Consider the following 25,338-nt stretch of genomic DNA (forward strand, 5'->3'; position numbering starts at 1 on the left):
CCACGCCTCCCGTCACCGCCGTCACGAGCTCGCACCCTCCCTTGCGCCAGGACGGCAACCCTGCCCAGGTCCCAGGCGTGCGCCAGCCTTCCTGGAGAGATCTTGATGGCTGGACCGGGACGGGAGCAAAGCGTGACGATCGGCGGCGAGCAGGTGCGTCTGCTCGCGCCGTGCCGCATCGACGACCTGGAGACGATCTCCCAGTTCAAGGAGGAAGCCCGCGAAGCGGTCCACCGGGCACGGAGGCCCGCGCGATGCTCCGCACGGTCCTCGACACGTCGTATCCGATAAACCCGTACCTGAAAATCAATGCACCCCATTTTCTCTTCCTACGCGCGTATCGACTTCGAGATATGCGTGGGGGTTGGTGATGCTGGTTCGCCCGAGAGGGCTGACCCACACGAAGGTCCCTTCCTCTGGTTGGGTAACTTTCCAGTGGCCGCGATGTTTCATCCGGTGGTGTCGGCGGCACAGCGGGCCGAGGTTCCTGGTTAGGGTCCGCCCGTCCTCGGAGAAAGGTATGGTGTGATCGGTGTCGGTGCGCTGTGATGGTCGGGTGCAGCCCGTGAAAACGCAGGTTCGGTTGCGGGCGCGAACATGGCGGACCTGCGCAGTGTTAGGGAGACGCCGGTCGGCGACCTCGACCAGATGCCCTTGTGAATCGGTCAGAATCCGCCGCCAGGTCGAGCCGGGCCGGTCGGCCATCTCCCTGGCGATTCGAGCGGGGATCGGGCCGTACCCCGGAATCTCTCCGGGGTCGTCGGACAGGCCGATCAGGGTCGTCACGGGTACGACGACCTGAATCTCGCACGGCATCGGCGCGGCGTGGCTGCCTCGGCCCGTGAGCAGGTCGACCAGCACGTCGGCACGAATCTGGTCACGGGTCCGGTCATCCCCCGCGGACCTGTTCTCGCTGATGGAGCGGGCAGCCTGATCGATCCGCCGGTAGCAGGCCTCGGCGTCCTCCGCGGGAAGGACAGCGCCGAGCGAGCTTGTCCCGCCCTCGTCAGGCGAGACCCACACCCGCCGGTCCTTGCGCCGGGTCTCCGCCCGATCCGCCGCCCCCTGCGGGTCGACCTTGGCCACGGCGCGCCGGCAGGCATCGGTGAAGGCACGCCGGTTCGGTCGCGCTCCTCCGGCGAGCACACGCGCCTCGACCTCGCCCGCGGCGCGATCGTCAAGTGGGTGCACCGCCTTCTCCAGTGCGTGCAGCCGTTGGAGATCCAGAACTCCCACCCTGAGTGCGTCGACCGCGTCCGGGAGACGCCGGGTGACCGTGCAGGCGAACGCCATCTGGGCCGTGGCCGACTGGGGCGAGACCGCCATCGCGGCGGCTACCTCTTCTGGTACGAACTCGTCGGACATCAGCGACTGCCCGGCGCCCGGCGGGAGCCGGAGGGCTGCGAACTGAGCCAGCAGGGTCAGCAGACCCGCGTGGCCAGCCGCGATCACGCGCACGACACGAGAGATCTCCCTGAGCAGATCGCCTGCCTTCATGTCGAGCGCCTCGCGGGTAAGGAGGCCGCCGCTCGTCTCCCCCGCGTCTTCTTCTGGGCCGGCCGAGTGCGCCGTCGGCCTTCCGGTCACGGTGGCAGCCTCATCCCCGGGTACGGGCCGGCGGGCTGACCCGGCGGATGTGGCAGCAGAACCGCTCCTGGTACCGGGCGCGTGAGCGACGGTGCGTCGCCCACGCGGCGACGCACCACACCTCGAGCCGGGAACAGAGGTCACGGTGTCACCGCCTATCCATCAAACCGTTGGGATCGAACGTGCGTTCGACGCTATGGCTGGCGGGCGGGAAGAACAAGTGACTCGCGAGAGAGACCACGCCCAGTTCACGCAATCCTGCATATCCATCAGGCAATCTCGCGTGGTCGCAAAAATGGTCTCGACAGATTTCCTCGAGCCTTGACTACGACGCCACTCGTGATACCTTTGAGATGTCTCAGGGCTCCCGAGAGCGAGACACTGAACATTAATTTTAGAATAGTGAGCGATTCCCGAAGGCGCTAGGAGTCTGCTGGCTCACCGGCAGGCAGCCGCCGGAAAGCCTTGCGTACATCGTCGGGTGCGCGGGCGATGCCACGCTCGATATGATGCGCCGCCGACGAGTTCGGTTTTCCGTCCACCGTGATCGCCGTGAAGACCCACGCGATAGAGGACGCCCTGCTACCGCTCCAGCGTTCCGGCCCGACGGGTGCCGGGCCGGAACGCACGGTCAGAGAGTCCGGAAGAGGCCGCCGTCGACGAGGATCTGTGCGCCGTTCACATAGCTGGCCGCAGCGCTCGCCAGGAAGACGCAGACGCCGACCATGTCTCCGGGTGCCCCAATCCGCTTCATCGGATTCATCTCGCCGGCCAGGCGCTTCGCGTCCGGGCCCCAGGCCTTGGTTATGTCGGTGTCGAACGCGCCGGGAAGCACCAGGTTCGCGCGCACCTTGGGCGACCACGCGCCGGCCAGCCCGAGAGTCAGGGCGTTGAGGGCCGCCTTCGCCATGGCGTAGGGGAGATCGCTCGCGTTGGGGCGCAACGAACCCGCCGTCGTCACGTTGATGATCGACCCGCCGTCGCCGGCCGCCATCCTCGATCCCACGAGGGCGCTCAGCCGGAACGGGCCGCCCGCGTTCACCGCGTGGACCTTGTCGTAGAGCTCCTGGGTCACCGAGGTGAGGGTGTCGTAGACGGGGGACATCCCGGCGTTGTTCACCAGGACGTCGCAGCGGCCGAACTTGTCGTAGACCGCGTCGGCGAGGCGGTCGCAGTCGTCCCACCGGCCGACGTGGCAGGCGACGGGAAGCGCCCGCCGACCGGTCTCGGCCTCAATCTCGGCGGCCGCGGCCTGGCAGGCCTCGATCTTGCGGCTGGCGATGACGATGTCGGCGCCGGCCGCGGCGAGCCCCCCGGCCACCGCGCGGCCGATCCCCCGGCTGCCGCCGGTCACGACGGCGACCCGTCCGGTGAGGTCGAAGAGCTGGTCAGGTGTCTTTATCGCGTCGTCTGCCACCGTGCGAGTCTCGCCGATCGGCCGCTCACATGGAGCGGGTCACCCCCGTGGACGAGGTCGACGGTGAGCCAGCGCGGACCGTGCCGCCGCGCACGCCGGTGGCACGCCGATGCCACTGCTCCCGGCCGCCGGACGCCACCCGCCGGCGCGTGGGCCCTTGGCGGTGCTCAGGAGACGATGTCCGCCGGCCGGCGCCCGGTGGACGCCCGGACCACCAGCTCGGGTGCCAGCACGACCTGGCTGTGCTCATGTCCCGCGCGGTCGTGCGTCTCCGCCAGCAGCAGCTCGGCGGCGGTACGTCCCAGCAGCTGGCGCGGCCGCGCCACGGAGGTCAGCGGAACCGCCGCCACGGCGGCGAGCTCGATGTCCTCGTAGCCGGCCACGGCGAGATCGTCGGGGACGCGCAGGCCGAGCCGCGTCACCTGCTGCAACAGGCCGAGGGCGACCATGTCGTTGGCGCAGAGCACAGCCGTGGGACGTCCGCTGCCGGACAGATCGGCCAGTCGTTCCCCGGCCCGGCGGCCGGCGGCGACGTCGGCGCCGCGGGTGTCGACCCGCAGCAGGCTGTCCGGGTCGGCACCGGCGTGCAGCAGGCCGCGGCGGGCGCCGGCGAGCCGGTCGGCGACCCGCCACTGGCCCGGGCCGCCGACGAAGGCGATCCGGGTGTGGCCACTGTCGAGCAGATGGGACACAGCGAGCTCACCGCCGGCCACGTCATCGACCGTCACCGAACAGATCCCCGGCCCGCCGGCGCGGTCGACGAGCACGACCGGTGTCCCCCGCCGCGCCAGCGACACCAGGGGCTCGTCGACCTCGCCCACCGGAGTGAGAAGGACTCCCTCGACGCGCTGCTGTTCGAGCAGGCTCAGGTAGGTCGCCTGCCGGCGGGACTCCTCGCCGCTGTTACACAGGAACACCGCCAGCTCGGCGCGATCCGCGACCTCCTGGACACCGGCGCCGACGTCGGCGAAGACGGGATTGGCGGTGTCGGGCACCACGTAGGCGAGCAGCCGGCTGCCGCCGGCCCGCAGTTGCCGCGCAGACTCGTTGCGGACGAAGCCGAGAGTGGCGATCGAGGCGAGCACCCGTTCCCGGGTGGGCCGGGCGACCAGCTCCGGCCGGTTGAGCACGTTCGACACCGTGCCCAGCGACACCCCGGCGTGCGCCGCGACGTCCTTCACGCTCGGAACGTCCGTCCCGGCCATCGCGCCCCCTCCGGTCGTCCCCGGCCCTTCCCCCGATTGTCGTCCGGATCTCCCCCACGGGTGCTGGACGCCCTCGTGGTCGAACCCGGCACGGAGATCAGCCGGCACGGAACAGCCGCACCTTGGTGTTGGCCATCTCGACGACCTCAGCCGACGGTCGGTTCCTGGAAGACGTCGGGGATGCCGTCGGCGTCGAGGTCGACGGTCTCCCGCTCCTCGATCCGGCGATACACCCGGTTACGCGCCCGCAGCACGATCGAGGCGAGCAGTGCCGAGGCCAGCGAGCCGATCAGGATGGCGGCCTTGACGTGATCGTTCTCCGCTGTGCCGGCGCCGAAGGCCAGCTCGCCGATGAGCAGGGAGACAGTGAACCCGACTCCGGCGAGCACGGCGACGCCGGCGACGTCCCACCAGGACAGGTCGGGGTCCAGTTCGGCCCGGGTTAACCGGGCGAGCAGGCCGGTGGCACCCATCACCCCGATTGGCTTGCCCAGCAGCAGGCCCATCGCCACACCCAGGCCGGCCGGATCGGCCAGCGCGGCGCTGACGCCGCCGCCCGCGAGCGAGACCCCGGCGGCCATCAACGCGAACAACGGAACCGCGACGCCCGCCGAGACAGGACGCCAGGCGTGTTCGAACCGCTCGGACATCCCGGCGTGCTCGCCGGAGCGAGGGCGGGCCGGCACGGCGAACCCCAGCAGTACCCCGGCGATGGTCGCGTGCACCCCCGAGGCGTGCATGAGGGCCCAGGCAACGAGCGCGAGCGGGATGAGCAGCCACCAGCGGGTGACGCCGCGGTTCACCAGCAACGCGAACACCGCGATGACCGCGAGGGAGCCCGCCAGCGGCGCGGGGCTGAGCCGGTCGGTGAAGAACACGGCGATGATCACGATCGCGAGCAGGTCGTCGACCACCGCCAGCGTCAGCAGGAACGACCGCAGCGCCGCCGGCAGATGCGTCGTGATGATCGCCAGCACCGCGACCGCGAAGGCGATGTCGGTGGCCGTCGGCACCGCCCAGCCCTCGGGGGAGCCGTCCACGGCCAGGCCGTTGACCAGCGTGTAGATGAGCGCGGGCACGAGCATCCCGCCGAGGGCGGCCACGATGGGCAGCGCCGCGCGGCTCGGTGATCTCAGATCGCCGAGGACGAACTCGCGTTTGAGCTCGAGGCCCACCACGAAGAAGAAGATCGCAAGCAGCCCGTCGGCGGCCCAGTGCTCCAGGTCCAGATGCAGGCGCAGGGACGCGGGGCCCACGCCGGTGTGGACGACGGTGGCATAGGCGTCCCGCCACGGTGAGTTCGCCCAGACCAGCGCCACCACGGCGCCCGCGAGCAACAGCAGGCCGCCGACCGTCTCACTGCGCAGGATCCCGGCGACGTACCGTGCCTGCGGCCAGGTCGGCCGGGCCAGCAGCCGCGGCCGGGACACCGACGAGCCGGAGCCCGAGGCAGGGCCGGGCGTGGGGGCTGGGGGAACGCTCGGCATCGGCTGGTCTCCTCGGTCGGCGCGGTCGCGCGGCGCCGCCCCGACCTCACGACGGGTGACCATCCTGAACCGGTCGTCCCTGGCTGTGAGGGCGCAACGCGCCACCTCGCCGACCAGACTTCCCGGCACACCGGGACCGACCCTACCGAACGCACCGCGGCGGGCAGCGGCAGCGACGGGTAGAGCTTCACCGCTACCGCGGCGCCGAGCAGCGCGCCGGCCGCCGCCGCCGTCCAGGTGGTCGGGAGCGCGCCATCGGTGACCTGGCGCATGCCCTCTCGCGGGCCCACGGCGCGGCCGAGCCGGTGATCACCGGGTGTAGCCGCGCGGAGGACGTCCGGCACGTGTTCGCCTCCTCCGACCGGGCCGGTGACGTCCTCGGTTTCCGGGCCGCCGTCGACTTCGACAAGGGCGTCGTCGACTTCGCCCACGCACCGCTGCGCATCTGACCAGCGCCGGGAAGGACGTTCGACCCGCCGGCACCGGGCCGAAGAGCGCTTCCCGCCCGACCCCGTGGTGAAGAAAGTTGCGGGGTGGAAATCCGACGATCCGCAGGCAGCGGATCAGGCGGGAAGGCGATGAGGGTCGTGACCGGTGATCACAGGACCGACGCCGACGACGCGCGGCGGTCCAGACGGCTGAGGCGGGGCGTCGAGCGGCTGTCCGCGGCGCAGGAACGGGCGGAGGACTCCCGGTTCGACCAGGGGCTGGCCGCGTTGCGGGCCTACGCGCACACCCAGGGCGATACCCTCATCCCGGACGGCTACATCGACTCGGATGGCTTCCCGCTGGCCGCCTGGGCCGCCGGCGAACGCATCGCCCGCCTGGAGGGTGATCTCTCCGGCACGCGACGCGACGCGCTGGAGCGCATCCCCGGCTGGCAGTGGGAGCCTGTTCGGGACCGCTGGCACCGCGCAGGAGAGGACCGCGCATGACCGCCCCGGCCGTCCACGACCAGGAACAAGGCGACCAGGAACAAGGCGGCCTGGAGCACGGGCTCGACGAGGCCCAGCTGGACGGGCTGATCGCCTACTGGAACGCGGCGAACTACCTGACCGCGGCGCAGATCTACCTGATGGACAACCCGCTGCTGCGCCGGCCGCTGCGCCGCGACGACATCAAGCCGCGGCTGCTGGGCCACTGGGGGACGTCCCCGGCGCTGAATCTGGTCTACGCCCACCTGAACCGGCTGGTCCGCCGGACCGGCCAGGATGTGCTCTACGTGGCCGGCCCCGGGCACGGCGGGCCGGCGCTGGTCGCCAACACCTACCTGGAGGGCACGTACTCGGAGATCTACCCGAGCGTGTCGCGGGACGTCGCCGGGCTGACCCAGCTCGTGCGGAGGTTCTCGACCCCCGGTGGTATCCCGAGCCATGTCAGCGTCCCGACGCCGGGGTCGATCCACGAAGGCGGCGAGCTCGGCTACGCGCTCGTCCACGCGTTCGGCGCCGTGTTCGACCACCCCGATCTGCTGGTCGCCGCCGTTGTCGGCGACGGCGAGGCCGAGACCGGCCCGCTGGAGGGCAGCTGGAAGGGCGTCGACTTCCTCAACCCGTCCCGCGACGGCGCGGTGCTGCCGATCCTCAACCTCAACGAGTACAAGATTGCCAACCCGACGGTGCTCGGCCGGCTCTCCCGGGAACGGCTGAACCACCTGTTCGCCGGCCACGGGTACGACGTCCTGTGGGTGGAGGGGGACGACGTCCGCGCGGTGCACCGTGCGTTCAGCGCCGCGCTCACCACAGCACACAGCCGCATCCGCGACATCCAGCGGACGGCCCGACGTCCAGGTGCCACCGTCACCGAGGCGCCGATCTGGCCGATGATCGTGCTGCGGACCCCTAAGGGCTGGACCGGCCCGCACGAGGTGGACGGCGTCCTTGTCGAGGGGACGTTCCGAGCGCACCAGGTGCCGCTGTCGGGGGTGCGGGACAATCCCGAGCATCTCGCCCAGCTCGAGGCCTGGCTGCGTTCCTACCAGCCCGAGCGGCTGTTCGACGCCGACGGCCGGCTGGTCCCCGAGCTGGCGGCGCTCGCCCCGGACGGCCCGGCCCGGCTGGGCGCCACGAGCTACGCCAACGGCGGCGTGCGCACCGAGCCGCTGCGGCTGCGCGACTGGCGGGCCCACGCCCTCGACGTCGACCCGGCCCGCCGCGGCAGCCTCGTCCACGAGACGACCCGGCCGCTGGGCGAGCTGCTGGCCGACGTCTACCGGGACAATCCGACCACCTTCCGGGTCTTCAGCCCGGACGAGCTGGCCAGCAACCGCCTCGGGGCGATCCTGGACGTCACCGACCGCTGCCTGGTCGCGCCGATCGACCCGCGCGACGACCGGGTCAGCCCGGCCGGCCGGGCGATGGAGGTCCTCTCCGAGCACCTGTGCGAGGGCTGGCTGGAGGGCTACACCCTGACCGGCCGGCACGGCCTGTTCGCCACCTACGAGGCGTTCGCGATGGTGTCGGCGTCGATGGTGATCCAGCACACCAAGTGGCTCCAGGAGGCGAGCCGGCTGGCGTGGCGCGCCCCCGTCCCGAGCCTGAACGTCCTGCTGACCAGCACCTGCTGGCGCAACGACCACAACGGCTTCTCCCACCAGGGGCCGGGGCTCATCGACACGGTCGTGCCGCTCTCGCCCGGGGTCGCCCGGATCTGGCTGCCGCCGGACGCGAACAGCCTGCTCTCGGTCGCCGACCACTGCCTGCGCAGCCGCGACCACGTCAACCTGCTCGTCGCCGACAAACAGCCGCACCTGCAGTACCTGACCGCCGACGAGGCCGCCGAGCACGCCGCCCGCGGCGGGTCGGTCTGGGACTGGGCCGGCACCGAGACCGACCTCGACCGTGAGCCCGACGTGGTCCTCGCCGGGATCGGCGACGTGCCGACACTGGAGATCCTCGCGGCCGCGGACCTGCTCCGCCGGTACGTGCCCAGCCTGGCCGTCCGGGTCGTCAACATCATCGACCTGATGGCCCTGCTGCGCTCGGACCTGCACCCGCACGGGTTCTCCACGCCGATGTTCCGCGCGCTGTTCACCGACTCGACGGACGTCGTCGTCGGATTCCACGGCTACAGCCGGGCCGTCCACCAGTTGCTGCACGGCCGGGCGAACCCGCAGCGGTTCCACGTCCGCGGGTTCACCGAGCAGGGCACGACCACGACGCCGTTCGACATGGTCGTCCGCAACGGCCTGAGCCGGTACCACCTGGCCCAGCTCGCCGTGGAGTTCACCCGGACCACCCGTCCCGGCACCGACCGCCTGGTCAGCCACTGCCAGGACCAGCTGACCCGCCACGACGCCCACGTCACCGAGCACTTCGAGGACCTGCCCGAGATCCGGGAGTGGACCTGGCCGGGCCGCGATACCTGAGCCGGACCGCGGGCTTGCAGGGCCGCCACCGGGCGGGGCGGACGTCTCCCGGAGCTCGCCGAAGGTCATGCCAGCGGGTGACCCCGCGCCGGTGAACGCCCTGACGGCGCGGGGCACCCTGAACTGCATGCGATGGAGCACCAGCAACGGTTACCGGGTCGAGGAGACGATCATTGCGATGGACAGTGGGCGGCGCGCTCGCGTCCTTCGCGTCACCCGTGACGGTCTGGCCGTCGGGGATTTCGCGGCGTGGGGTGAGCTGCTCGCCGACGTCGACCTCGGCGTCCCCTTCGAGGAGCACGGCGAGGCCCCGGGCGCGGGCAGGCCGCAGGCAGCGGACCGCACCGCCGCGTGACGTGAGGAGCACTTCCACGCCCAGCGCCCGCGCCGCATCCCGTCGCTCCACCTTCTCGACCATCGCGGTGGGCCGGGAGGGCTTGAGGGATCCGCGTCCACCGGTGCGTCGGTCGGTGAACCCCTTCGGGGGACGGCGGCGCCAAGCGCCGCCTGAAACTCAGCGGCGACGCCGGGCACCGCCCGGGTGTCAGTCGACGACCCGCCGGGCGGCAGCGACCGTCTCCTCGACAGACCCCGTGGTGTCGATCTCGAACGCGGCCGGCCAGAGGTCGGCGCGATCGGCCATCGCCGCGTGAATCACGCCCGTCGCGTCCGAGGCGTCCGCACCGGTCCCGCGAGCCCGCATGGACCGCCGGGACTCGATGCGGGCGACGGCGACCGGCGCCGGGGCCACACAGCGCACCTGCGCCAGGTCGGCGCCGGTCGCCTTCGCGGTTTCGGCAGCGAGTTCCCGGAACAGCCCGGAGGACCAGGATGCGTCGAGCACGACGCTCTGGCCGCGCTCCAGCGCCTGCCGCGCCCTCGCGATCAACTCGGCGTAGCTGTGCTCGGTCGCCTCGACACCGTAGATCCCCGCACCGGGGGCGACGTCGACCGCGATGTCCGGGGCCAGTCCGGCCAGTTCCTTGCGCACCACGTCCGAGCGCAGCAGCACCCATTCGTCCTGCCCGTCGGCCAGGCCGCTCGCCAGCGTCGACTTGCCCGTGCCGGGCAGCCCGCCGACCAGCACCAGCCGCACCCGGCCCCGGCGGAGATGCGCCAGCGCGATGTCGGCGAGCCGGCGAGCCTCCTCGGCGGCCTCCGGATCGCCCTGGTGGTCGCGGATGCACGCGATGCGCACCCGGACGAACGCCCGGTAGGCGATGTAGAGGTGCTCCAGGGACGCCGGATGGGTCTCGCCGGAGAACTCCCGGTACGCGTCGAGGAACGTCCGGGCCGCCGCCGGGGCGCCGAGCCGCTCCAGGTCCATCGCGAGGAACGCGACGTCGGCGAGGACGTCACCGACCCGCAGCCGGCGGTCGAAGTTGATGCAGTCCAGCACCCGCGGGCCGTCGTCCAGGCAGTAGATGTCGTCGGCGAGCAGGTCACCGTGCCCGTCGCGGATCCGCCCGGCGCGCTGCCGCTCCGCCAGCAGGGGCGCCCGGCCGGCCAGGTACCGCAGGGCCAGCCGGCCGATCTCGTCGACGGTGCCGGCGTCCAGGATCGAGCCGCGGAAGGGCGCGACGGCGTCCATCGCCTCCAGCCACAGCGCCTCCAGGTTGGCGAGCCCACCGGCCCGGGAGATCTCCGGTGAGGTCTCGCACCGCTCGTGGAACGCCGCCATCGTGCGGGCGATCACGCGCAGCTCGCCGGTCAGGTCGGCGCCGCCGCGCACCAGCTCCGACAGCCGGCGGTCGGCGGGCATCCGGCGCATCACGACCATGTGGTCGCGCGGGTGACCCTCTTCGTCCCGGATGTCGGCGACGCCGAGGTACACGTCCGGGGCCAGCCGCCGGTTGAGACGCACCTCGTCCTCGCAGGCCGTGAGCCGCGCGTGCCGGGTGCGGAGATCCACGAAGCCGAGGTCGACCGGCTTGCGCAGCTTGTAAACGCGGTCCTCGGTCAGGAAAAGGATCGCAGTGTGCGTCTCCACGGTCTCCCGGTTGTCCAGATGGAGTTCCGGGGCCGGCTGCTTCTCCGTCGCCCCGGCCTCCAGCTCTCCAGAGAAATCGGAAGCGAGATCCACTTTGTCCGGCACCGAATTCTTCTGAACCAGCATCCGACGTCTCCAGACGTTTTCGGGACGATATCGCCACGACCATCGACGTGTGGTTCACCGGTGCCGGCCGAGTGGTCCGGGCTCCGGGATCGTCCGTCATGGTCCGACTCCCTCCACGGGAAACGATCCCCTATTCGGGCCGAGCCGTCAGGGGACGATCGGGACGCCGGGCCGGCGGACCTCCAGCCCCGTGACGACGGGACCTTCGGGCAACCCGCCCGCCCATCGCCTGTCACACGACTCGGTTCACCCGTCAGACGGCACCTGTCAGACACCTCGGTGGGATCCCGGGCGGACGCGTGTGCGGGGGGGCAGCCGGCGGCCACCCCCCGCACACGCCCGGGCTACTCCCCGGTCTGCTTCATCAGGTAGACGGCGGCCTGCGTACGGCTCGCCAGGCCGAGCTTCTCCAGAATGCTCGACACGTAGTTCTTCACCGTCTTCTCCGACAGGCCCAGCCGCGTGCCGATCTGCCGGTTCGTCAACCCGTCCGCGATCAGCTGCAGGATCTCGCGCTCCCGCTGGTTCAGCGTCGCCATCGCCGGGTCCTCGCTCGGCCCGTCCCGCAGCCGCTCCAGCACCCGCCGCGTCACCGACGGCGCCAGCAGCGACTGCCCCGACGCCACCGTCCGGATCGCCCCCACCAGGTCGTTGCCCCGGATCTCCTTCAGCACGTACCCCGCCGCACCCGCCATGATCGCCGAGAACAGCGCCTCGTCGTCGTCATAGGAGGTCAGAATCAGGCACGCCACATCCGGCAACGCCGACCGCACCTCCCGGCACACGTCGATGCCACTGCCATCAGGCAGCCGCCCGTCCAGCACCGCCACATGCGGATGCAGCGCGGGAATCCGCCGCAACGCCTCCGCGGCCAGCCCGGCCTCTCCGACGACCTCGATATCGTCATGCCGGGCGAGCGTCTGACGCAGACCATTACGCACGATCTCGTGGTCATCGAGAACGAACACCCGGATCTTCTCCATGAGCGCGACGATACGGCCTCGGAGTCGCCTCGCCAATCGGCTTACGCCCGCCAGGACCAACGGGCGCGGCGGCGGCCCTCGCGTCCAGCCGGCCATTCACACCGCAACCGCTGGTCGGGTGGCCGCCGCCCGCCTGGACCGCCCGTCAGCGGGAGCTGCCCACCGGCTCACCGTAGTGGTGGATCCGCGCGTCCGGGCCCGGGTGGATGTAGCTCAGTCTGCCGTCCGACCAGCGGACCAGGAAGGGGGGATCGCCGGCGGGCGTCGCGACCTCGAGGATCTCCCCGTCCCGCTTCGGGGTCGGGGCCGGCACCGTCACCGGCGCCCGGAACGTGATCTAACCCGTCATGGAGGCCTCCTCCTGCCAACGCCTGCGGCGAACCACACGGGGGAGCATGCTCACTTCCAGGGGTGGCCAGAGCAGACGTCGCTCCCGAAAGGCACAGGACCTGCGGCCCCCGGCATCCCTGCCGAAGGTCGCTGAGGTCGGCCCGTGATCCGGGAACCACTTCCCCGACAGGCCAGACGAACCGAACCGAGCAGCGCAACCGGTGCGGGAGCCCCGACCACCCCGGCCGGCCCGTCTCCCAGCACCGGAACGCGGCAGCGGGGTGTGTGATGAACGACCGCCCGTACCCGATCAAAGTGAATGCCCGCCTCGACGAGCCGCTCTCGCGCTGGCTCTGGCTGGTCAAGTGGTTCCTCGCCATCCCGCACTACGTGGTGCTGTTCTTCCTCTGGGTGGCGTTCGTCGTCCTGACAGCCGTCGCCGGTGTGGCGATCCTGTTCACCGGCCGCTACCCGCGGGCGATCTTCGACTTCAACACGGGGGTGCTGCGCTGGTCCTGGCGGGTGTCCTACTACTCCTACAGCGCGCTGGCGACGGACCGCTATCCGCCGTTCTCCCTCGGCGAGGAGCCCGGCTACCCGGCTCACCTCACGATCCCGTACCCGGCCCAGCTCTCCCGCGGTCTGGTGCTCGTCAAGTGGTGGCTGCTGCTCATCCCGCACTATCTGGTCGTGGGGTTCCTTGTCGGCGGCACGACCCTCAGCCACAACGCCCTGCTGACGGCGGGCACGGGCGGCGGGCTCATCGGCCTGCTCGCTCTCATCGCGGCGATCACTCTCGCGGTGGCCGGCACCTATCCGCGAGCCCTCTACGATCTTGTCGTCGGGCTCAACCGGTGGGTGATCCGGGTCGGCGTCTACGCCGCCCTGATGACCGACGAGTACCCCCCGTTCCGGCTCGACTCCGGCGGCGCCGAACCGGAACCTCAGGACCAGCCTGCCCCGAACCCCGCGGTTGGCAGACGGTGATCCGTCGCGGTACGCCGCCCACGGGCGCCGACCTCGTCGACGTCGCGCCGTCCGCGCTCGGCATTCTCTTCGTCGGGTTCACCGACAACATGCTTACCGCGCGTGCCCCTGATCACGACCGGCGCACGCCACCGGCCGGCGCTGTCCGACCGGGTCTCGCGGCGATGTCAGCCCACGCCGCACTGCTCGACGGCGGCATCGCGCCGGATGGTGTCACCGAGCCTGCCGGAATCACCGAGCGCACGGTCGCCATCGTGGCCGTCGGCCTCCGGGACGCACGCGAGCACCAGCGCGGAACGATCATCGGGCGCTCGAGGACGCCGGACACCGCGGAGGGGCGGCGGCCCCGGCCCGGCGTGCTGCTCCCGGTCTGCCGCCAGCCGGCGCCCACCAGCCAGTCGGGTCCGAACTCGACGCCCGCCGAGTTCCGCGCCTCGGTGAGGCCGTCGGTGTACAGGAACAACGACTCCCCGGGGGCGAGCCGCAGCGTCCGGTTCGACCAGATCGCGGCACCGGCGAAGAGATCCGAGTTCCGCCACTTCGGCGAGGGCACCGCCGAGTGCCCGACCCGGATCGGCGCCGCCGAGCAGCTGGTCGCGCAGCAACCGGCGCAGCACCAGGGCCAGCGCCGCCGCCTGGTCGCCGTGACCGGCGGCGTCGCCCATGCTGACCGCCAGCTGCCCGTCCGCGAGCCGCACGACGTCGATCCAGTCGCCGCACATCGCACCCGGCCGTGACGGGCTGATCCGCCAGGACGCTCTGATGCCGTTCACGTGCCCACCTCCGGTATCCGCTGCCGGTCCCCGCATCAGGTGACCGGCACGGTCGGGCCCGGGAGACCGATCTCCGCAGAGCCCGCGACCGCCCCGATCTGGATGCACCTGGAGGCGACGCACTCCCAGAATCGGCATCACGCCGAATCGGTGAAAGGGACTTTCGGCAGGGCGGAGCCGGGGGAACGTCCCCCGAACGGGGGTGCCGGGAGGTCGAGCCCCGGGCGGGCGGGGACCCGTCAGGTCAGGCGGCTCACCGCAGCACCGACGGCCAATCCCGGACTTCCCCGTTGGTCCCGCCGCCCCCGGGACCTTCGCACCCCGGCCGGGCTACTCGAGAACGCTGTACCCGGAGCATCCCGGGGGCAGGGTTGAGGCATGGGTGTGGCGACAGTCGCGAACACGGTTCCCGCCTCGGCGGCGCCATCGGCGTGCGTCCGGCCTGGTCCCGGCGGCACGCCGGCGCCGACGCCGGCACCGGCGCGGCTGGTCGAGACGCACACGTCTGTACTGGTTTTCCTGGGTGACCGGGTCTACAAGACCAAGAAGCCGGCCGACCTCGGTTTCCTGGACTTCCGCACCCGAGAGGCACGCCAGGCGGCCTGCCACGCCGAGGTGGACCTCAACCGGCGGCTGGCGCCGGACGTCTATCTCGGTGTCGCCGACGTGATCGGCCCCGACGGCAACGCCTGCGACCACATGGTCGTCATGCGCCGCCTGCCGGCCGCCCGGCGGCTGTCCGCACTGGTCACCGCCGGCGGGGACGTCACCGGGGAGCTGCGGGCCGTTGCCCGCCTGCTCGCCGACTTCCACACCCGCTGCGACACCTCGGCCCGGATCACCGAGGCCGGCTCGCCCGCCACGCTGCGCGGGCTGTGGGAGGAGGGCATCCGAGGCGTCCAGCCCTACCTGGGTTCCGTCCTCGACGCCAGCACGGTCGACGCCATCGGCCGGCTCGCCGGGCGCTACCTGGACGGTCGCCAGCCCCTGCTGCGCGAGCGGCAGCACCGCGGGCTCATCCGCGACGGGCATGGCGACCTGCTCGCCGACGACATCTACTGCCTCGACGACGGCCCCCGCGTCCTGGACTGCCTCGAGTTCGACCAGCGCCTGCGGGTCGGCGACGTCCTCGCCGACGTCGCGTTCCTCGCGATGGACCTCAAACGTCTCGGGCGTCCGGATCTCGCCTCGTTCTTCCTGGATCGTTACCGCGAGTACTCCGCTGAAAGCCATCCCAGGTCGCTGGAGAACCTCTACGTCGCGTACCGGGCGTTCGTACGCTGCAAGGTCGCCTGCACCCGGCACGCCCAGGGCGACGAATCCGCCGGCGCCGAGGCACGGGCCCTGGCCTCACTGGCCCTCGCGAACCTGCGCCACGGGCGGGTGCGGCTCGTGCTCGTCGGCGGGACCCGCGACTCGGGACGCAGCGAGCTGGCCGCCGACCTCGCCGACGCGGAGGGATGGACACTGCTGCGCGCCGAGCCCACCGGCAGCGGTCCGGACGGCGCCTCCAGCGGCACCACCGACCTCGGGTACGACGAGCTGCTGCGGCGCGCGGGCATCGCGGCCGAGCGCGGTGAGACCGTCGTCCTCGACGCGCCGTGGACGCTGCGCCGCGACCGGGACCGCGCCGCGGCGCTCGCCGACGCCACCGCGGCGGACCTCGTCCAGCTTCGGTGCGCGCATCCGGGGTACCCCCGGCCCGGAACCCGACCGGCCCTGGCGGCACGGCACGGCACCCGGCCGGGTGCCGGGCACACCGACGAGCCGGCCGGCACCGACCCCTGGCCCGAGGCGAAGACCCTCCGCGGCGTGCCGGCGCCCGACGCCACCCTGCGGGCGGCACGACGGGCGGCGGGGTGAGACCGCGCTCGCAAAACCCGAACCCAGAAAGCCACACCTCGCGTATCGTGCTCGCGTGGCGGCAAGATCCGACTTCTCGACCTCGCACCGGTCGGGCGGGACACCGGCGACCGAACCGTCGACCAGGGAGTCCCCGTGGTCGGCGCCGGGTGGACCGGCGCCCGCCGGACCGCCCGTCGGCGACGGGCTGATGTTCCCCACGGTGGCCCGTCTCGAACTCGACGACCTGCTCAGCCAACTCGTCGACCGCGCCCAGGACGTTCTCGCCACCCAGGGCCGGCTGCGCGGCCTGCTGCACGCGAACCGGGTCATCGCCACCGACCTGCGACTGCCTGTCCTACTCCGGCACATCGTCGAGGCCGCAACGGATCTGCTGGGTGCCCGCTACGGCGCACTCGGCGTCGTGGCCCCCGACCGCACACTCGAGGAATTCGTCCACGTCGGCATGACCGACGCGGACGTGGAGCGGATCGGCCACCTGCCCACCGGTCACGGCCTGCTCGGCATCCTGATCGACGACCCGCGGCCGCGCCGCGCCGACGACATCGCCCATGACCCGGCGTCCCAGGGCTTCCCGGCCGGGCATCCGCCGATGCGGACCTTCCTCGGCGTCCCGATCACTGTGCGGGGCGAGGTGTTCGGCAATCTCTACCTCACCGACAAACGCGACGGCGTCCCCTTCACCGCGGAGGACGAGGAGCTCGCCCAGGCCCTGGCCGCCAACGCCGGGGTGGCGATCGCGAACGCGCGGCTCTACCACGAGGCGCAGCAGCGGCACCTGTGGATGACCGCCTCGGCGGAGATCAGCCGTCAGGTGATGGTCGGCGCCGACAACGCGCTCGCCACCCTCGTGCACCGGGTGCAGGAGGTCGCCGACGCCCCCTTCGTCGCCCTCGCGCTGCACACCACGAACCAGGGCACTGCGGACGGAGGCGATCGGAGCAAGGAGGCCGGGTACGCGCGCGTCGCCGTCGCCGTCACGGAGCGTCACGTTACCGGCTCGGCCCACGCCGGTCTGGGCACCGATGCCAGCCGTGCCGGCCGCCTGATTCCCCTCGAGCACACCCTGACCGGCCGGGTGATCGCCGAGCAGCAGGCTCTTCGCGTCGACGACTCGGAGCTCGACGCGCTCCCCGACGAGCGCGCGGCACGCACCGGGCCGCTCATGGTCGTCCCGCTCGTCGCCGGCGGCGACCAGTGCGGCGGAGCGCTGCTCATCGGCCGCGACCGCGGCGTCCGCGCCTTCACCGACGGCGACCTCGACATGGCGGCAGGCTTCGCCGGCCACGTCGCCGTAGCCCTCGAGCTCGCCCGGGCCCGAGCCGACCAGGAACACCTGCGGGTACTCGCCGACCGCGGCCGGATCGCCCGTGACCTGCACGACCACGTCATCCAGCGGATGTTCGCCGTCGCGCTCGGCATGCAGGATCTCGCCCAGTACGAGAACCCCTCCAACGCCGGCCGGCTCAACGGCTACGTCGAGGACATCGACGCGACCATCAAGGACATCCGCCGTTCCATCTTCGAGCTGCGCGGACAGAGCCCCACCAAGCGCGGTCGCCTGCGCGCCGGCCTCAACAAGATCGCGGACGACGTTCGGCTGGCCCTCGGCTTCGCCCCCGCCATCTCCCTGACCGGGCCCCTCGACACCGTCGCGGACGACCAGCTCACCGACCATCTGCTCGCCGTCACCCGCGAGGCCCTCACGAACACCGCCCGCCACGCCCACGCGACCAGCGTCGAGGTGCGGCTGGCCGTGGACGGGGACATGGTCACCCTGGACGCCGTCGACAACGGGGTCGGCATCGGTGACACCACCCGCCGCAGCGGCCTGGACAACCTGCGCGCCCGCGCCGAGAGCCTCGGCGGCACCTTCACCGCCACGACACCGCCCACCGGCGGCACCCACCTCCGCTGGGCCGCCCCGTTCTGATTCCTGCTGCACCTCCGGCGCTGCCCGGTTCCTGCGGCACCTCCGGGGCCCGGCGCGGGATGACCATCTCCGACTCCGGGTAGCCCTCCGAGTACACAGATGGGCACCATTCGTGACCGCTGGACGTCCGGTGCGGCGCGAGACGCCGTTGTACCGGATGATCACCAAAGGACGCGGCGGCTGCCCCACCAGGTGGAGGCGCTGAGCATGGGCGACATACGCAGCACGATCACCAGGCAACCGGTCACCGTGGACAAGAGCACCTCGATCCAGGACGCGGCCCGCGAGATGGAGCGCCAGGGGGTGGGTGCGCTCCTCGTCGTGGAGGACGACGACAACCTGGTCGGGATCGTCACCGATCGCGACATCGTCCTGCGCGGTGTCGCGCGCGGTGTCTCCCCGGACAGCCAGATCGAGGCGCTGACGACCACCGAGGTGATCACGATTCCCGCCGGCATCGACGTCGAGCGCGCCTACCGGGTGTTCCGCGACCACGCCTTCCGCCGGCTCCCGGTGATGGAGGGCCGTCGGGTCGTCGGTCTCCTCTCCGTCGACGACCTGCTCATCCGCAATGAACGCCAGGTCGCCGACCTGGTCCACCCGCTGGCCGACGAAGTGTTCACACCGCACCACGAGGCCGGTCCGCCGGAGACCAGGTCCACGGCGGCGGCCGCGCCGGCCCCGCACGCCGCGACTCCCGAGCTTCCGCCGCGGCGCAGGAAGATGCGCGCCGCTCCCGGCGACACGCTGGTCGTGCACCGCAGTTCCACCCAGCAGTCGGACCGGACCGGGGAGATCTTCGAGGTGCGCTCACCCGCGGGCGACCCGCCGTTCGCGGTGCGCTGGTCCGACACCGGTCATGTCAGCTTCATCTATCCCGGGCCCGACGCGGAGGTACGCCACCGCGGCGAACCCGCCCACAGCGGCACCCGATAACAGTCCGCGACGCGCCGGACCGCCGCCTGCTCACGCGTCAAGAGCGCGTGGTCCGTGAACGGTGCGAATGGCCGGTCGGCCCGCGGGCCAAAGGTCAGACAGGGCCGCCGACCTTCGCCGCTTCGGATGCATCCGTCTCTGCCTCACGCTGGGACCAGCTCCATCGGGCCCACCCGATCGGACGGTCGACAGATGCAGGAGGCCACCGTGAGCACCGAAAGCACCCGGACGATCCTCGTTGGAATCGACGGCTCCGCGGGATCGGAGGCCGCGTTCCGCTGGGCCGTGGAGACGGCCCGGATCGAGCACCGGCCCATCACCGCGCTGCTGGGATGGACGGCCGACGGCCGGCCGCGACCGGTCTACCGGGCGGCGACCACCGCCGAGCACAAGGGCCTCGCGGCGGCCGCCGCCGAGATGCTCGACCGGACGATCGAGCGGGTGCCGATGCCCGACCCGCGGCTGAACGGCCACGCGGCCCGGCTGCGCGGCCACCCCGCCAGCCGTGGGGCGGCCGGGGACGCGGCGCTCAGGCCGCGAGGTCAACCACCAGACGCGCCGGATCCGACAGTTCGAGCACCCGGAAGCCGACCCTGTCGTCGACGCCGAGGCCGAAGTGGACATAGCCCTCGTAGTCACCGGTCAGCCGGTACTGGACGAGCGCGGGCAGCCCACCACCGGTCCGCGGGGTGGTCAGCGTCGACGTCCCGGCGTCGTCGTGGGCCGCCGCCGGGAACAGCACCAGTTCGAGGAACGCCTGTCCGCGCAGCGGGACCACCGCGCCCTCTCCCGGCGATCGCACATCGGCCACGTACCGCACGTCATAGCCGGGAACGCGATCCCGGAACTCGATCACCAGCCGGTCGAACTCCAGCCCGCCGGCGACGTTGTGCGCGCCGCGCACCGCGACGACCGTCGCCGTGCCGGGCAGCGCATGCTCGACGCGGCGCGGCTCACTCGACCACGCGGGTTCGCCCGGGGTCGTGGACAGGTGGGACGGCGTCGCCGACGCCGGGCCGCCGCGGGGCGACCCGGTGGGCCTGGCTGCGACGCTCGCCGACGGCGTGCCGGCGGTCGTGGTCACCGGTGGTGCCGAGGCGGTGCGCCCGGCGGTGCCCCCGTCGTCCGCTCCGCCGCAGCCCGCCAGCCCGAGCGCCAGCACACCGGCCGCCAGCGCCAGTGTCCCGACCCGTCGACGGCCCGCCCCGCGTCGTGCCGGCGGGCTCTGCGTCAGTCGGTTCATGGCTACGACCTCCCGGTCTGCGACCGCCAGGACAGCCGGCGGGCCTGACCGGCCATCCGGTGGCGCCGGCAGGTGTGACGTCGGCGCGGCGCGGCGCGGCGCGGCGCGGCGCCGACGCCGACGCCGACGCCGACGCCGACGCCGAGATGCGACCAGCGGTGATCCCGCCCGCGGTGCCCGGCCCGGCGGCCGTGGCCGGTCAGCCGGACCCGACCGCCCCGCAGGCTGACCCAGCCACCGGGACCCATCTGGACGTTGGCGTGCGGCGCCGGCTGCCGGCGCGCCAGCTGCCACGCGACGGCCACGGCACCGACGGCGATCTCACCGACGACCGCCACCGCCGTCAGGTCGACGGGTGAGCGCCGTACTGCCACGGGAAGCGGCTCCGTGGCCGCGCCCCCGGGGGTGGTGCACCCGGTCCGGACGGCGCCCTCACGGGACCGAGGGCCACCGGAAGGCCACCTCCGGTCCAGGCCAGGACCGCCCGCACCCCGATGCGGCGCAGGCGGGCCTCCGTCAGCGCCCAGCGCAGGGCGGACACCGACGTGGCCGAAGCATCCACACCGACGACGATCTCGGTCATCTCAGCCCTCCCCACCGACCTCCGGAGATCCGTATACAACACGTTTTCCCCTTCACACCCAGCAGATCTGGCCTTTCCGTCCCGCACCGGACATGACCAAGGACTCGTGGCGGGGAACGGACGTCCCTGGACCGCCGCGGCCGGCCGACCCGCCGGCCGGGCCGCTCGGGGCACCCGGGACGATGCGGACATGCGGATCGTGAGTGAGCCAGTGCTCGTGGACCTGCTCGCCGCTCGGCTGGCGGACCGACCGGACCGGCCGAACGGGCCGGAGCGGCCGGACCGGCCGCCACTGATCGTCGCGGCGGGCAACTTCGCCACTCCGACCGTCGCGGTGGGCGCGCTCGACCGCGCGCTGTCCGCGTACCGTCTCTTCGTCCTCAACGCCCAGCACGGCGTCCCCGAACGGCCCGGTGTAACGCCGGTGACGCCGTTCGTCGGCCCCGGGATGCGGGAACACCGCGCGCTGGAGTACCTGCCCTGCCGGCTGAGCATGGTCCCCCGGCTGTTCACCGGCGCGCACCGCCCCGACGCCGTCATCCTGCACACCAGCCGGCCAGTTGACGGGAAGGTGTCGATGGGCACCGAGGTCAACATCCTGCCGGCCGCCGTCGAAGCCGTCCGGAGCTCCGGTGGTCTGGTCATCGCCCAGACCAACTCCCGGATGCCCTACACCTTCGGTGACGGCGAGCTCTCCTGCGACGAGGTGGACCTCGCCCTGGAGGTCGACGTACCGCTGGCCAGCCCCGCTTTCAGGCAGACGAGCGACATCCACCACGAGATCGGCGCCCGGGTCGCCGCGCTGGTGGCCGACGGCGCGACCCTGCAGCTCGGCATCGGCGCCGTCCCCGACGCCACTCTCGCGGCGCTCACCGGGGGACGACGCCTGCGGGTGTGGACGGAGACGTTCTCCGACGGCGTGCTGGCACTCGACCGCTCGGGTGCCCTGGCCGCGGACGCTGAGCTGGTCACCAGCTTCGTGTTCGGCTCAGGCGAGCTGTACGCCTGGCTCGACCGCAACTCCCGGGTCCGGCTGCTGCGCACCGAGACCGTCAACGACCCCGGGACCATCGCCCGCCAGCCCGGGATGACGTCGATCAACACCGCGCTGCAGATCGACCTGCACGCCCAGGCCAACGCCTCGTTCGTACGCGGGCGCGTGTGGTCGGGCTTCGGCGGGCAGCCCGACTTCGTCACCGGAGCACTGCACGCCACCGGCGGACGAGCGATCATCGCCCTGCCCAGCTGGCACAGCAAGACCGGCCGGTCGACGGTCGTCCGGGCGCTGGCCGAGCCGACCACAAGTTTCCAGCACAGCCATGTCATCAGCGAGCACGGCACCGCGCAGCTGTGGGGCAGAGGGCAGGAGCAGCAGGCCCGCGACCTCATCGAGCACGTCGCGCACCCGGCGGCTCGCCCCGGCCTGCGGGAAGCCGGGGCGGAAGGGCACACGGACGGAAGGGATGCCGGGCGGGCGGAAGGATCGGAGCTGCCGGCCTGATCCCCCCGCTCGCATCGCTTCCCCGGGCCCGCGATCACCGCTGGCCTCCGAGGTCAGCCCCGCCCTGACGCCATCCCGGTCCGGGCCGCGTCGAGGAGGATGCGGCGCTCCGCGGCGGCGATCGACCACGCCGCGGCACCCACCGCGTCTGGATCGACCGAGACCGAGGTGATGCCGAGCTCGACGAGCCGCTCGGCGTAGTCGGGCCTGGTCGAGGGGGCCTGCCCGCACAGCGACGAGGTGAGACCGTTCTCCCGGCATGCCGTGATGATGCGGGCGATGGTGTCGAGCACCGCCGGGTCCGCCTCGTCGAACAGCTCGGCGCAGGTCTCGGAGTCCCGGTCGACACCGAGCACGAGCTGGGTCAGGTCGTTGGAGCCGATGGAGACCCCGTCGATCCCGAGCCGGGCGTAGGCGGGGATCCAGTAGGCGGCCGAGGGCACCTCGGCCATCACCCAGCGGAGCATGTCCCGATGGTCACCGAGCGGACTGGCGTCCACCGCCTTCAGGCAGGCCTCGAGCTCCCAGCCGGTCCGCACGAACGGAATCATCAGGTGCAGGTTCGGCGTGCGTTCCCGCACGACGGCCAGCACCTCCAGCTCGGCGTCGAACACGGCGGGATCACGGACGTAGCGGAAGCAGCCCCGGTAGCCGATCATCGGGTTCGCCTCGACCGGTTCGAAACGGTCGCCACCGGTAAGCCCGCGGAACTCGTTGGTGCGGAAGTCCGTCGCCCGGTAGATCACCGGCCGGGGCGCGAACGCGCGGGTGATCCGCTCGACGGAGGCGGCCATCCGTTCCACGAACTCCGCACGGCCGCCCTGCTCCAGCAGATGGCGGGGATGCGTCCCACCAAGCGCGTCGACCAGGAGGAGCTCCGCCCGCAGCAGGCCCACGCCCGCGACAGGCAGTGCCGCGACCTGCTCCACGTGGTCGGCGACGGCAAGATTCACATAGAGCCTGGTGGCGGTCGGCTCGACAGCCACCGGAACCACCGGGTTCGGCGCCTGGCCCGCCGGGACGACGGGCGCGACCTCGATCGCGACCGCGGGTGACGGGATGGCCTTCACCATGGCTCGCCCCGGACTGGCCAGTGCCCGCGGGGTCTCCCACATGTCCGCGTCCTTCTCGACCACCCCGCGGCTGCCGTCGACGACGACCGTGTCGCCGGTGCGCAGCGTGGATGTCGCGCTGCTCGTCCCGACCACGCAGGGCACGCCCAGCTCGCGGGCGACGATCGCGGCATGGCAGGTCACCCCGCCGCTGTCGGTGACCACCGCGGCGGCGCGGCGGATGACGGGCACCCAGTCCGGGGAGGTCATCGCGGCGACCAGGACCTCCCCGGTCGCGAACGCCGCGCCCTCGCCGGGTGAGGTGAGGACGCGGACCCGGCCGGCCGCCCGCCCCGGCGCGCCCCCGAGGCCGGTGAGCAGCACAGTGTCGGAGGGCTCGCTCCTGCCGGTCCTCTCGGACGGGCCGGTCCTCTCGGACGACTCGATTCTCGTGGGCCGGGGTGCGGTCGTGACCGGTGCCGCCCCGCCGGTCGTGACGGGGCGGGACTGCACGAGATGTGTCCGGTGTCCCTCGATCGCCCATTCGACGTCCTGCGGCTCGCCGTAGTGCGCCTCGACGCGCAGAGCCAGCCGCGCCAGGTCCAGTACCTCGTCCTCGGTGAGAATCCGGTGGCGTCCCTCCGTCGGAAGCAGGTCCACGAGCAGGTCGTGGCCGTCTGCGCCACGGATGATCTGATGGGTCTGCGCGCCGGTCCGGACGTCGACCAGCCGCGGGCCGTCCTTGTCCACGACGTAGGTGTCCGGGATGACCTCGCCGCCGACGACGACCTCGCCGAGCCCGAAGGCCGCTTCGATCACGATGCGGGACCTGTCACCGGTGATCGGGTCGACCGAGAACATCACGCCCGACCGCTCCGCGTCGACCATCCGCTGGACCACGACCGCGGTCTCCGGTTCGGCCACCATGTGGCGGCTGGCCCGGTAGGCGACGGCTCGCGGCCCATACAGCGAGGCCCAGCACTCGCGAACCCGCGCGAGGAGTTCCGTCTCGCCGGAGACGTTGGTGAACGTGCTGTTCATGCCCGCGAAGGACGTCCCGGCCGCGTCCTCGGCCGTCGCCGACGACCGCACTGCCACCGAGCCACCGCCCAGTTCCCGGTATGCCTCCGAGATCGCGCGGCCCAACGACTCCGGGACGGGCGCCGCGACTATGTGCGCCCGTAACTCCCCGGCGACCTGTTCGAGCTGCGCATGGTCGTCAGGGTCGATGTCCGAGGCGCGGGCGGCGATCTCCGAGCGCATCCAGGCCGCGTCGACGACGTCCAGGTACGCGGACACCGTGATCACGAATCCCGGTGGCACGGGCAGCCCGGCGCGGGTCAGCTCTCCGAGGTTCGCGCCCTTGCCCCCGGCCTGGTCGACGTCGTCCGCGCCGATCTCCTTGAACCACGCGATCCACCGACGCTCGCTCACTGGTCGACCTCCTCGCCCCTCGCGCCGGCCACGCCGACCGGTTGTGCGATCTCCAGGCCCAGCACCCCGGGGACGTCGCGCACGAGCCGCCGCAGCAGCACGAGATCCGAGGTGTCGACGTCCGAGATCCGGACCCGCCCGTGCAGCACCTCGATCCGCGGCGAACCGCGCACCCCGGCCGCCTCCACCGCACCGCGGACGTCCTCGGCGACCAGCCGGTCCGGGCGGGCGTGCAGCCTCGAGTCAGGCCGAGCCTCCAGCGCGATGAAATCCGCCTCCGTCACAATGCCGACCAGCTCACCCTGAGGCGACACCACCGGTGCGGCGCCGACCCCCCGCAGTGCGAGCAGCCGCGCGACGTCCTTCACCGGCACGTCGGGTGTCACGATGCTGAGCTTGCGCGTCATCAGTTCTCCGGCACGCATAACCGCCGCCCTTCCAGAAAGAATCAGCCCGCCCGGCGATGCCGGATGGATCCGCTTTCGGCCCATCCGGCGGCCGCATTTTCGGGACCACCTCGGGTCCATCTCGCCACGGGACG

The 25,338-nt window shown here is 72.2% G+C and carries 21 protein-coding genes and 1 pseudogene; 10 read left to right on the top strand and 12 right to left on the bottom strand.

The window, feature by feature from the left end:
• Positions 1–306: 306 nt before the first annotated feature.
• From FRANEAN1_RS34580 to nhaA, 4 genes are all read right to left on the bottom strand, one after another.
• Positions 307–1,587, bottom strand: a complete 1,281-nt coding sequence (locus FRANEAN1_RS34580) for an HNH endonuclease signature motif containing protein (RefSeq protein WP_020464325.1) — start codon at positions 1,585–1,587, stop codon at positions 307–309.
• Positions 1,588–2,218: 631 nt separating this feature from the next.
• Complete coding sequence (locus FRANEAN1_RS34585; protein ID WP_041256868.1) at positions 2,219–2,989, bottom strand: SDR family oxidoreductase; 771 nt, start codon at positions 2,987–2,989, stop codon at positions 2,219–2,221.
• Between the two features lie 182 nt (positions 2,990–3,171).
• Positions 3,172–4,209, bottom strand: a complete 1,038-nt coding sequence (locus tag FRANEAN1_RS34590) for a LacI family DNA-binding transcriptional regulator (protein ID WP_020464327.1) — start codon at positions 4,207–4,209, stop codon at positions 3,172–3,174.
• A gap of 146 nt (positions 4,210–4,355) precedes the next feature.
• Positions 4,356–5,696 carry a Na+/H+ antiporter NhaA gene (gene nhaA, locus FRANEAN1_RS34595; protein WP_020464328.1) on the bottom strand — a complete coding sequence of 447 codons (1,341 nt, stop codon included), beginning with the start codon at positions 5,694–5,696 and terminating at the stop codon, positions 4,356–4,358.
• 587 nt (positions 5,697–6,283) lie between these two features.
• Between nhaA and FRANEAN1_RS34600 the strand changes: the two genes are divergently transcribed.
• The 3 genes from FRANEAN1_RS34600 to FRANEAN1_RS34610 all read left to right on the top strand — a co-directional run bounded on the left by FRANEAN1_RS34600 (position 6,284) and on the right by FRANEAN1_RS34610 (position 9,418).
• Positions 6,284–6,631: a helicase associated domain-containing protein gene (locus tag FRANEAN1_RS34600; RefSeq protein ID WP_347176882.1), complete on the top strand. Its 348-nt coding sequence runs from the start codon at positions 6,284–6,286 to the stop codon at positions 6,629–6,631.
• Positions 6,628–9,063 (top strand): phosphoketolase family protein, encoded by a 2,436-nt coding sequence (locus FRANEAN1_RS34605; protein ID WP_020464331.1) that lies wholly within the window; start codon positions 6,628–6,630, stop codon positions 9,061–9,063. The genes FRANEAN1_RS34600 and FRANEAN1_RS34605 overlap by 4 nt, the downstream gene beginning before the upstream one ends.
• A gap of 67 nt (positions 9,064–9,130) precedes the next feature.
• Positions 9,131–9,418, top strand: coding sequence for a hypothetical protein (locus tag FRANEAN1_RS34610; RefSeq protein ID WP_347176883.1), 288 nt, complete (start codon positions 9,131–9,133; stop codon positions 9,416–9,418).
• A gap of 189 nt (positions 9,419–9,607) precedes the next feature.
• On the opposite strand, the gene FRANEAN1_RS34615 is transcribed toward FRANEAN1_RS34610, so the two are convergent.
• The 3 genes from FRANEAN1_RS34615 to FRANEAN1_RS37650 all read right to left on the bottom strand — a co-directional run bounded on the left by FRANEAN1_RS34615 (position 9,608) and on the right by FRANEAN1_RS37650 (position 12,475).
• The gene (locus FRANEAN1_RS34615; protein ID WP_020464332.1) at positions 9,608–11,179 is read right to left on the bottom strand and encodes an AAA family ATPase; all 1,572 of its coding nucleotides are present in this window, start codon (positions 11,177–11,179) and stop codon (positions 9,608–9,610) included.
• Positions 11,180–11,523: 344 nt separating this feature from the next.
• Positions 11,524–12,162, bottom strand: a complete 639-nt coding sequence (locus tag FRANEAN1_RS34620; protein WP_041255120.1) for a response regulator transcription factor — start codon at positions 12,160–12,162, stop codon at positions 11,524–11,526.
• A 145-nt stretch (positions 12,163–12,307) separates the two neighbouring features.
• Positions 12,308–12,475 (bottom strand): DUF1918 domain-containing protein, encoded by a 168-nt coding sequence (locus tag FRANEAN1_RS37650; RefSeq protein ID WP_347176884.1) that lies wholly within the window; start codon positions 12,473–12,475, stop codon positions 12,308–12,310.
• 305 nt (positions 12,476–12,780) lie between these two features.
• Between FRANEAN1_RS37650 and FRANEAN1_RS34625 the strand changes: the two genes are divergently transcribed.
• From FRANEAN1_RS34625 to FRANEAN1_RS40075, 6 genes and pseudogenes are all read left to right on the top strand, one after another.
• A complete protein-coding gene (locus FRANEAN1_RS34625; protein ID WP_020464334.1) occupies positions 12,781–13,479 on the top strand; it encodes a DUF4389 domain-containing protein in 699 nt (232 codons plus the stop codon).
• The gene (locus tag FRANEAN1_RS44430) at positions 13,476–14,216 is read left to right on the top strand and encodes a hypothetical protein (RefSeq protein ID WP_041255122.1); all 741 of its coding nucleotides are present in this window, start codon (positions 13,476–13,478) and stop codon (positions 14,214–14,216) included. Before FRANEAN1_RS34625 ends, FRANEAN1_RS44430 begins: the two co-directional genes overlap by 4 nt.
• 414 nt (positions 14,217–14,630) lie before the next feature.
• Positions 14,631–16,115 carry a hypothetical protein gene (locus tag FRANEAN1_RS34635; RefSeq protein ID WP_020464336.1) on the top strand — a complete coding sequence of 495 codons (1,485 nt, stop codon included), beginning with the start codon at positions 14,631–14,633 and terminating at the stop codon, positions 16,113–16,115.
• 190 nt (positions 16,116–16,305) lie between these two features.
• Entirely contained in the window at positions 16,306–18,048 is a 1,743-nt protein-coding gene (locus FRANEAN1_RS34640; RefSeq protein WP_020464337.1) for a GAF domain-containing protein, read from the top strand.
• Between the two features lie 207 nt (positions 18,049–18,255).
• A complete protein-coding gene (locus FRANEAN1_RS34645; RefSeq protein ID WP_020464338.1) occupies positions 18,256–18,984 on the top strand; it encodes a CBS domain-containing protein in 729 nt (242 codons plus the stop codon).
• 192 nt (positions 18,985–19,176) lie between these two features.
• Positions 19,177–19,383, top strand: a pseudogene (locus FRANEAN1_RS40075) (universal stress protein); the annotation flags it as partial.
• A 130-nt stretch (positions 19,384–19,513) separates the two neighbouring features.
• Here FRANEAN1_RS40075 and FRANEAN1_RS34650 read toward each other — a convergent pair.
• Genes FRANEAN1_RS34650 through FRANEAN1_RS42745 form a run of 3 tightly spaced genes read right to left on the bottom strand, consistent with a single transcriptional unit; the run spans position 19,514 to position 20,810 of the window.
• Positions 19,514–20,227 carry a hypothetical protein gene (locus FRANEAN1_RS34650; RefSeq protein WP_020464339.1) on the bottom strand — a complete coding sequence of 238 codons (714 nt, stop codon included), beginning with the start codon at positions 20,225–20,227 and terminating at the stop codon, positions 19,514–19,516.
• 2 nt (positions 20,228–20,229) lie between these two features.
• Entirely contained in the window at positions 20,230–20,601 is a 372-nt protein-coding gene (locus FRANEAN1_RS40080) for a hypothetical protein (RefSeq protein WP_157472906.1), read from the bottom strand.
• Positions 20,571–20,810, bottom strand: coding sequence for a hypothetical protein (locus FRANEAN1_RS42745; protein ID WP_041255124.1), 240 nt, complete (start codon positions 20,808–20,810; stop codon positions 20,571–20,573). Before FRANEAN1_RS42745 ends, FRANEAN1_RS40080 begins: the two co-directional genes overlap by 31 nt.
• A gap of 190 nt (positions 20,811–21,000) precedes the next feature.
• On the opposite strand from FRANEAN1_RS42745, the gene FRANEAN1_RS34665 reads away from it, so the two are divergent.
• Positions 21,001–22,311 carry an acetyl-CoA hydrolase/transferase C-terminal domain-containing protein gene (locus FRANEAN1_RS34665; RefSeq protein WP_347176885.1) on the top strand — a complete coding sequence of 437 codons (1,311 nt, stop codon included), beginning with the start codon at positions 21,001–21,003 and terminating at the stop codon, positions 22,309–22,311.
• Between the two features lie 53 nt (positions 22,312–22,364).
• On the opposite strand, the gene ppsA is transcribed toward FRANEAN1_RS34665, so the two are convergent.
• Complete coding sequence (gene ppsA, locus FRANEAN1_RS34670; protein ID WP_020464341.1) at positions 22,365–24,797, bottom strand: phosphoenolpyruvate synthase; 2,433 nt, start codon at positions 24,795–24,797, stop codon at positions 22,365–22,367.
• Complete coding sequence (locus FRANEAN1_RS34675) at positions 24,794–25,204, bottom strand: CBS domain-containing protein (RefSeq protein ID WP_347176886.1); 411 nt, start codon at positions 25,202–25,204, stop codon at positions 24,794–24,796. Before FRANEAN1_RS34675 ends, ppsA begins: the two co-directional genes overlap by 4 nt.
• Between the last annotated feature and the right edge of the window lie 134 nt (positions 25,205–25,338).

It is taken from the genome of Parafrankia sp. EAN1pec (assembly GCF_000018005.1).
Lineage (GTDB): Bacteria > Actinomycetota > Actinomycetes > Frankiales > Frankiaceae > Parafrankia > Parafrankia soli.